Source organism: Billgrantia zhangzhouensis (assembly GCF_021404465.1).
In the GTDB taxonomy this organism is placed as follows: Bacteria; Pseudomonadota; Gammaproteobacteria; order Pseudomonadales; family Halomonadaceae; genus Halomonas; species Halomonas zhangzhouensis.
In genome coordinates this window covers 168,298-174,574 of the sequence record NZ_JABFTT010000012.1, presented here as the reverse complement: position 1 = coordinate 174,574, position 6,277 = coordinate 168,298, and the positions used below count along the sequence as shown (strand labels likewise).

7 protein-coding genes are annotated in these 6,277 nt (G+C 64.3%); 2 read left to right on the top strand and 5 right to left on the bottom strand.

The window, feature by feature from the left end:
- Positions 1–291: 291 nt before the first annotated feature.
- The 4 genes from HOP51_RS16185 to HOP51_RS16170 form a co-directional block, all read right to left on the bottom strand.
- Positions 292–1,032 carry a dienelactone hydrolase family protein gene (locus tag HOP51_RS16185; protein ID WP_234274947.1) on the bottom strand — a complete coding sequence of 247 codons (741 nt, stop codon included), beginning with the start codon at positions 1,030–1,032 and terminating at the stop codon, positions 292–294.
- Between the two features lie 64 nt (positions 1,033–1,096).
- Complete coding sequence (locus HOP51_RS16180) at positions 1,097–2,455, bottom strand: sensor histidine kinase (protein WP_234274946.1); 1,359 nt, start codon at positions 2,453–2,455, stop codon at positions 1,097–1,099.
- Entirely contained in the window at positions 2,452–3,120 is a 669-nt protein-coding gene (locus HOP51_RS16175; protein WP_234274945.1) for a winged helix-turn-helix domain-containing protein, read from the bottom strand. Before HOP51_RS16175 ends, HOP51_RS16180 begins: the two co-directional genes overlap by 4 nt.
- Positions 3,121–3,130: 10 nt before the next feature.
- On the bottom strand, positions 3,131–3,478 hold the full coding sequence (locus HOP51_RS16170; RefSeq protein ID WP_234274944.1) for a PepSY domain-containing protein: 348 nt from the start codon (positions 3,476–3,478) through the stop codon (positions 3,131–3,133).
- Positions 3,479–3,603: 125 nt separating this feature from the next.
- Here HOP51_RS16170 and HOP51_RS16165 point away from each other — a divergent pair, with 125 nt between their 5' ends.
- The gene (locus tag HOP51_RS16165) at positions 3,604–4,074 is read left to right on the top strand and encodes a PepSY domain-containing protein (RefSeq protein ID WP_234274943.1); all 471 of its coding nucleotides are present in this window, start codon (positions 3,604–3,606) and stop codon (positions 4,072–4,074) included.
- A gap of 155 nt (positions 4,075–4,229) precedes the next feature.
- A complete protein-coding gene (locus HOP51_RS16160) occupies positions 4,230–4,898 on the top strand; it encodes a dihydrofolate reductase family protein (RefSeq protein ID WP_234274942.1) in 669 nt (222 codons plus the stop codon).
- An 8-nt stretch (positions 4,899–4,906) separates the two neighbouring features.
- On the opposite strand, the gene HOP51_RS16155 is transcribed toward HOP51_RS16160, so the two are convergent.
- A complete protein-coding gene (locus HOP51_RS16155; RefSeq protein WP_234274941.1) occupies positions 4,907–6,274 on the bottom strand; it encodes an aminotransferase-like domain-containing protein in 1,368 nt (455 codons plus the stop codon).
- Positions 6,275–6,277 lie beyond the last annotated feature (3 nt).

Sequence of the window (6,277 nt, the reverse complement as noted above, 5' to 3'; positions counted from 1 at the left end):
TCGACGAAGGCCTCGATGGCTCGGACCGGGTTGTCCTCTGCGACGAAATCATCCAGAAGCTCAGGGAACAACGTGGCTTGCGATCGAGACTCTCCTGCAACGAATCGCTTCATCGGCACCTCCACGAGCAGTCACAGGGAGAGTATAGCGGGAGCCGCGTTTTCACACAGCCTCGGCCGAATGCAGATACAAGCTAAGTAACCAGCCACGCCTCCCCACTCTCCCAATAGCAGCTCTGCCAAACCACCGCGGCCCCATCCCCCGGGGCCGCCGATAAAGCAGGCCGCCCCGCTACAGCGTCTCTTCCAGTAACATCGCCAACCGCTTGTGATGCAGGGCATCGGCGGCCGCGTCGTAGCTGGGGGCGTCCTTGGCGGTGAAGCCGTGGGCGGCGCCCTTGTAGAGTTCGGTGGTGAAATTCACCCCGGCCTTGGCCAGGGCTTCGTCCAGGCGGGCGATCTGGTCGGGAGGCAGTAGATCGTCCTTGTCGGCGTGGCCGAGATAGACACGCCCCTTGATGGTGCCAACCACGTGCACGAGGCTGTTCGGGTCGTCGGCCTTGGCCAAGTTGGCCGAATGAAAGCCAGCCGCAGCGGCAACGCGCTCGGGATGTTCGGCCGCCATGCGCAGCGCGAAGGCGCCGGTCATGCAGTAGCCCACTACGCCTATTTTGCCGTCGGCGAATTCGGCCTCGGTGTCGATGCATTTCAGCAGCGCGGCGAAGTCGCGGGACAGTGCCTCGAGCGTGAGGTGGCCGGCATAGCCGAACAGTACCGATCGCACGTCCGGGTCGCGGAAGGATTTGCCCTTCGGCACGACAGGGCCGTGTACATCGCGATAGTAGATATTGGGCATCAACACGGCATAGCCATTGTCCGCGATCTGCTGGGCTTTCTCGTGATAGCAGGAGCGCAGGCCGCCGATGTCGGTGAACAGCACCACGGCCGGCAGCGGGCCTTTGGCGCTCCCGGGCGTGAAGACATGAGCGTCGATGGTGCCGTCGGCGGCGGGGATTTCGATAGCGCGAGACATAGCGGACTCCGGGTTTGTCAATGGCAAATGGACGGAAGTACGTCGGGTAGCGCAGCGGCAGCGTTCATCGTGGGTCGCGTATGGCATGCGGTGTAGCCGGCAGCGTTACCTCGACCCTGAGCCCATGGGGGCTGGCCTGCTTCAGGGCCAGTTGGCCACCGTAGAGTTCTACCAGGTCGGCGACGATCGCCAGCCCCAGCCCAGAGCCGGAGCGCCGTTCGTCGAGCCGGCTGCCGCGCATTAGCGCTTCGCTGCGCTGTTCGGTACTCATCCCGGGGCCGTCGTCGCTCACCTGCAGCCGATGCTGGTCGGCGTCGCAGGCAATATGCAGGGTAACGCGCCGTTCGGCCCAGCGCAGGGCATTGTCGAGCAAATTGCCGACCAGCTCCTGGAGGTCCTGCGCTTCCATCGAGAGGGCTAGCGAGGCTGGGATGTCGCTCTCCAGCACTAGGCCGCGGCGCTCGGCCAGGCGGGTCAGTCCCTCGAGCAGCGGCGCCAGGGTGTGGGCAACATTGACCGTGCCCAGCCAGCCGCTGTCGCCGGCGGTGGAGGCCCGTGCCAGATGATGGCGCACGGCGGCGTCGATGCGCGCAAGCTCTATCAGCAGCGGCTCGCGTGTCTCCTCGGGCAGGCCAGCCACCTTGAGGCGCAACACACTCAGCGGTGTCTTCAGCGCATGGGCCAGGTTGCCGGCAGTGTGCCGGCTACGCTCGATCAGCCGTCGATCGCGGTCGAGCACACCATTCATGGTGCCAGCCAGTTGGGCAAGCTCGGCGGGGAGCATGGTATCCAGTCGCTCGGCGTCACCGGCTTCGACGCGCCGCAGGTTGTTGCGCATGCGCCGTAGCGGGGCCAGCCCCCAGCGGATTTGTGCTGCCAATGCCAACAGCAGCACTATGCCCAAGCCTAGCAGGGCCGCCGCCAGCAGTTGCTGGAAGCGGCGAATTTCGGCATCCAGCTCGCTACGCTCCAGTGCCACGCTGACGTGTAGCGGCGCGTCGAGTCCTGCCAGGCGAATATCGCGCTCGATGACCCGTAGGCGGCTGTCGCGAGGGCCATGCTCATCGCGCACGCTGATCTGGCGCTGGTTGGTTACCGGTAGCCGCTGGTCCCATAGTGAACGGGAGGTGATCACCTGGCTGTCACCATCGCTGACCTGCCAATACCAGCCGGAAAAGACCTGCTCGAAGCGCGGGTCGCCAAGGGTGCTGTCGAACTGCAGGACTTGCTCGAGCGGATCGTACTCGACGCTGGCCAACACCACCTTGAGCAGCGCATCGAGACGCTCGTCAAAGGCTTCGGTGACGCTAAGGCGAAAATGGTAGGCGAGTGCCATGCCCGACAGCGGCAGGGCAAGCAGGATCAACAGCAGTGACGCCAGCAGCAGGCGGGTGGCGATCGATGCCCGCGACAAACGGCTCAAGGCGCCTCTCCCTCGACCAGCCGATAACCCTGGCCGCGCAGGGTGGCGATGCGGGTGGCGCCGAGCTTGCGACGCAGCCGACTGACCTGGACATCGATGACGTTGGAGTCTGGTTCATGGTCGCGGTCGTAGACGTGCTCGGCGAGCTCGCTGCGGCTGACCACACGCGGTGCGGCGTGCATCAGGTAACCGAGCAGGCGGCACTCCTGGGCGGTGAGAGCGATGGGGCGCCCGGCCAGGGTGACATGGTGGGTGTGGGTGTCGTAGGCCAGCTCGCCGACCCGCAGCACCGGGTGGGCATGGCCGTGGCTGCGGCGGACCAGCGCGCGCAGGCGAAACAACACCTCGGCGGTTTCGAACGGTTTGGTCACGTAGTCGTCGGCGCCGGCCGAGAAACCGGCCGCCTTATCGGCCCAGCGCTCGCGGGCGGTGAGGATCAGTACCGGCAGGTCGATGGCGGCCTCGCGCCACTCGCTCAGCCAGCGGGTGCCGTCTCCATCGGGCAGTCCCAGGTCGAGAATCACCGCATCATAGGACTCGGTGTTGAGTAGGAAGTCTGCTTCTTGGCCGCTGGCGGCATGCTCCACCACCCACTCGGCGTCGCGCAGTGCCTGGCCGAGTGCGGTGGCCAGCGCCTGGTCGTCCTCTACCAGCAGTAGCTTCATCGTCCACCCGTCATGGTCGCCGCATGGCGTTGATGTTGATGCCTTCCATGGCCATCAACTGACCGCTGTGGGCATCGAATTCGAACTCCACGATTTGCCCCTGGGGGCCGATCATCTTGATCTCATAGAGTAGCGTCCCGTCGTCGCGTTCCAACTCGACCCCCAGCACATCGCCCAGGTAGTGTGTCTCCAGCCAGTCGAGGATCCGCTCCAGCGGCACCAACTCGCCACGACGTACCTCGCCGTGCAGCGGCTGGTGGGTGTCGGCGGTGCCCGGCAGCCCCACTCCCAGCACTAGTGCAAGGAGCACGACGCGGGCGAGGCACTGGCCGCTAGGCATGTGGCGGTAAATGATCATGGCGCTAGGGTGCCAGGCTCAAGATGAACGCAAGATGAACGAGGCTGTCAGCTTACGGCAAGACTCGGCGTGCTAAAACTAGCCGTGCAATCAGCCATAGTGTCCAACACCAAGGAGGAATCTTCATGAACCCACGTAAAGCGCTACTCGGCATCCCCGCAGCCGCACTGCTGATGGCGGCCGGTGTGGCTCACGCCGACCAGTTGGCGATGGATCGCCTGGACGATATGCTCGCCGCGGCCAACGACTACGGCATTACCCACTTCGAGGAGATCGAGGCCAAGAGCCGCGACAGCGTCGAAATCGAAGGCTGGATCGACGACGAGTGGTACGTCGATGTACGTATCTTGCTGAACAATGGCGAGACGCTGCAGGAAGAGCGCGAACGGCGTGTCAGTGGCGCCTGGGGCATGAGCGAGGAAGACGTGCGCAGCGTCTTCGAGATCGCTGCCAGCGAAGGCATGGTCTCGTTCGAGACGATCCAGATCGACAAGCGGGGTATGATTGAAATCGAGGGCGACGACGAGCGCGGCCGCGAACTCGAGGTTTACGTACGCCAGGGTAGCAACAGCGCCAGCGGCGTCGACCGCGACTAGGTCCAGTACGCCGCGGGGGCACTAGGCCCCCGCGGTGCCATCACTCAACTTCCTGGTTATTGCCGCGCTTTCAGCAATCGATACGCGGGCTGTGTCGATTTCGCGATGCCTGGCTCGACTCCCATTGGCTAGCAGCCAATCAGGAGGATGAGCTTATGCGCAAGGTGATCGTTGGTGCCATGCTGTCGCTCGATGGCGTGATGCAGGCGCCCGGCGGACCGCAGGAAGACCCGACCGGTGGCTTCCGCCATGGCGGCTGGGTCGCGCCGTTGGTGGGTGAGGTATTCGGGGAAGAGATCGACAAGCTGTTCGGTCAGCCGTTCGACCTGCTGCTCGGGCGCAAGACGTATGAAATCTTCGCTGCGCACTGGCCCTACGCCGAGAAAGGGCCGGACGACTCCATCGCCAAGACCTTCAACGCGATCAAGAAGTACGTGGCGACCCGAAAGGGCCTGGAGTTGACCTGGAAAGACTCGGTGGCGCTGCGCGACGCGGCAGCCGATGTTGCCAGGCTGAAGCAGGAAGATGGGCCGGCGCTGATTACCCAGGGCAGCACCGAGCTGGTCCACACGCTGCTTGCGCACGATCTCGTCGATGAACTCAGGCTATTCATCTGCCCCGTGGTGCTGGGGCAAGGCAAGAAGCTGTTTGACGACGGTGCGATGGCAGCGGCATTCAAACTCGTCGCCAATCGAGTGTCGCCCAACGGCATCGTGATCGCGAATTATGAACGCGATGGCGCGGTGAAGACCGGCGACTTTGCCATGGACCCACCCACGGCGACGGAAGTGGCACGGCGCGAGAAGATGCAGCGGGAAGGGTAGGATGAAGTCTAACCCAACGCCCTCCTCAGGAACTCCAGGAACCGGAAGTCATTGGCATAGGCGACGTTGATGCGCATGGCAGTGCCGTCGATGCCATCCGGGCGCAACGAGAAGATGGCGCCGGGTGCGATGAAGATGCCCTCCTCTGTGGCACGTTTGGCCAGCTCCAGGGTGTTGATACCGGCAGGCAGCCGGGCCCATAGATAGTAGCCACCGCCGGGGCCGCTGATATCCTCGATGCCTGCATCGCGCAGGGCGCGCCGGGCGCTGGCGCTGGCCTTGGCGACCCGCTCGCGAAGCTGCACCAGATGACGGCGGTAGCGCCCCTTGACGATCAACTCGTGGATCACCGATTCGATGAAGGTGGAGGAGTTGACCACGGTGAGCATCTTGATGTCGGTGAGGGAGCGGATCAGCGCACGGCTGCCGGCGATGTAGCCTGAGCGCAGCCCGGTGGAGAGCGTCTTGGAGAAGGTGCCCACGTAGATGACGTTCTCCAGTCCATCCAGTGCGGCCAGGTGGGCACTCCCCTGCGGCAGCAGGTCGGCGAACACGTCGTCCTCCACCAACACCACGCCGTGCTGCTCGGCGATCTTCAATAGCTGATGCATGTTGCTCAGCGACATGCTGGTGCCAGTGGGGTTGTGGGCGTTGGGTTGCAGGAAGAACAGCCGCGGCCGGTACTGGCGCACCTTGCGCTCGAACTCCTCGAGGTCCACCCCTTCCGACGTACGCGAAACGCCCACCAGCTTGGCCCGTGCCAGGCGCAGCTTGCCGAACAGCGGATAGTAGCCTGGCGTTTCCACCAGCACGCTATCGCCGGCATCGACGAAGTGCCGGATGATCAGATCGAAGGCATGGTTGGCCCCGAAGGTGAGCAGCACCTGTTCCGGGGCGGCAAGGATGGAACGCCCAGCCAGTACCCTGGCAATGGCCTCGCGCAGCGGCTCGAAACCCTGCGGCATGCCATATTCGAAATGCGCTTCTTCCTGGTCCGTACCGCGCCGCTTGAGTGCACGGGAAAGATCGAGCCCGCCCATCCAGGCGGCTGGCGCACGGCCGTCACCAGCACGGACCGCGAAGCTACCGACCAACTGCTCTCGCAGGAGAGAGACACTGTCGATCGCCTCACTCAGGCTCTCGCGCTCTTCCACCGTGGCTTGTGGACGCGTTTGCGAAACGAAGAAGCCGGCGCCATGACGGGCCTGCAGGCGTCCAATGGCCACGAGCTGATCGTAGGCATCGATGATGGTGTTCTTGGCCACACCGAACTGGCGAGCCGCCTCGCGAATGGAGGCGACCTTGGCCCCCGGTGCCAACCGGCCCTCCTCCATGGCCTTGAGCAGCGCCTCGGCAATCTGGCCGGATTTGGTCATGCT

Coding starts and splice junctions, on each gene's coding strand:
- HOP51_RS16185 (WP_234274947.1), bottom strand. CDS start 1,032: ATGTCTCGCGCTATCGAAATCCCCGCCGCCGACGGCACCATCGACGCT.
- HOP51_RS16175 (WP_234274945.1), bottom strand. CDS start 3,120: ATGAAGCTACTGCTGGTAGAGGACGACCAGGCGCTGGCCACCGCACTC.
- HOP51_RS16170 (WP_234274944.1), bottom strand. CDS start 3,478: ATGATCATTTACCGCCACATGCCTAGCGGCCAGTGCCTCGCCCGCGTC.
- HOP51_RS16165 (WP_234274943.1), top strand. CDS start 3,604: ATGAACCCACGTAAAGCGCTACTCGGCATCCCCGCAGCCGCACTGCTG.
- HOP51_RS16160 (WP_234274942.1), top strand. CDS start 4,230: ATGCGCAAGGTGATCGTTGGTGCCATGCTGTCGCTCGATGGCGTGATG.
- HOP51_RS16155 (WP_234274941.1), bottom strand. CDS start 6,274: ATGACCAAATCCGGCCAGATTGCCGAGGCGCTGCTCAAGGCCATGGAG.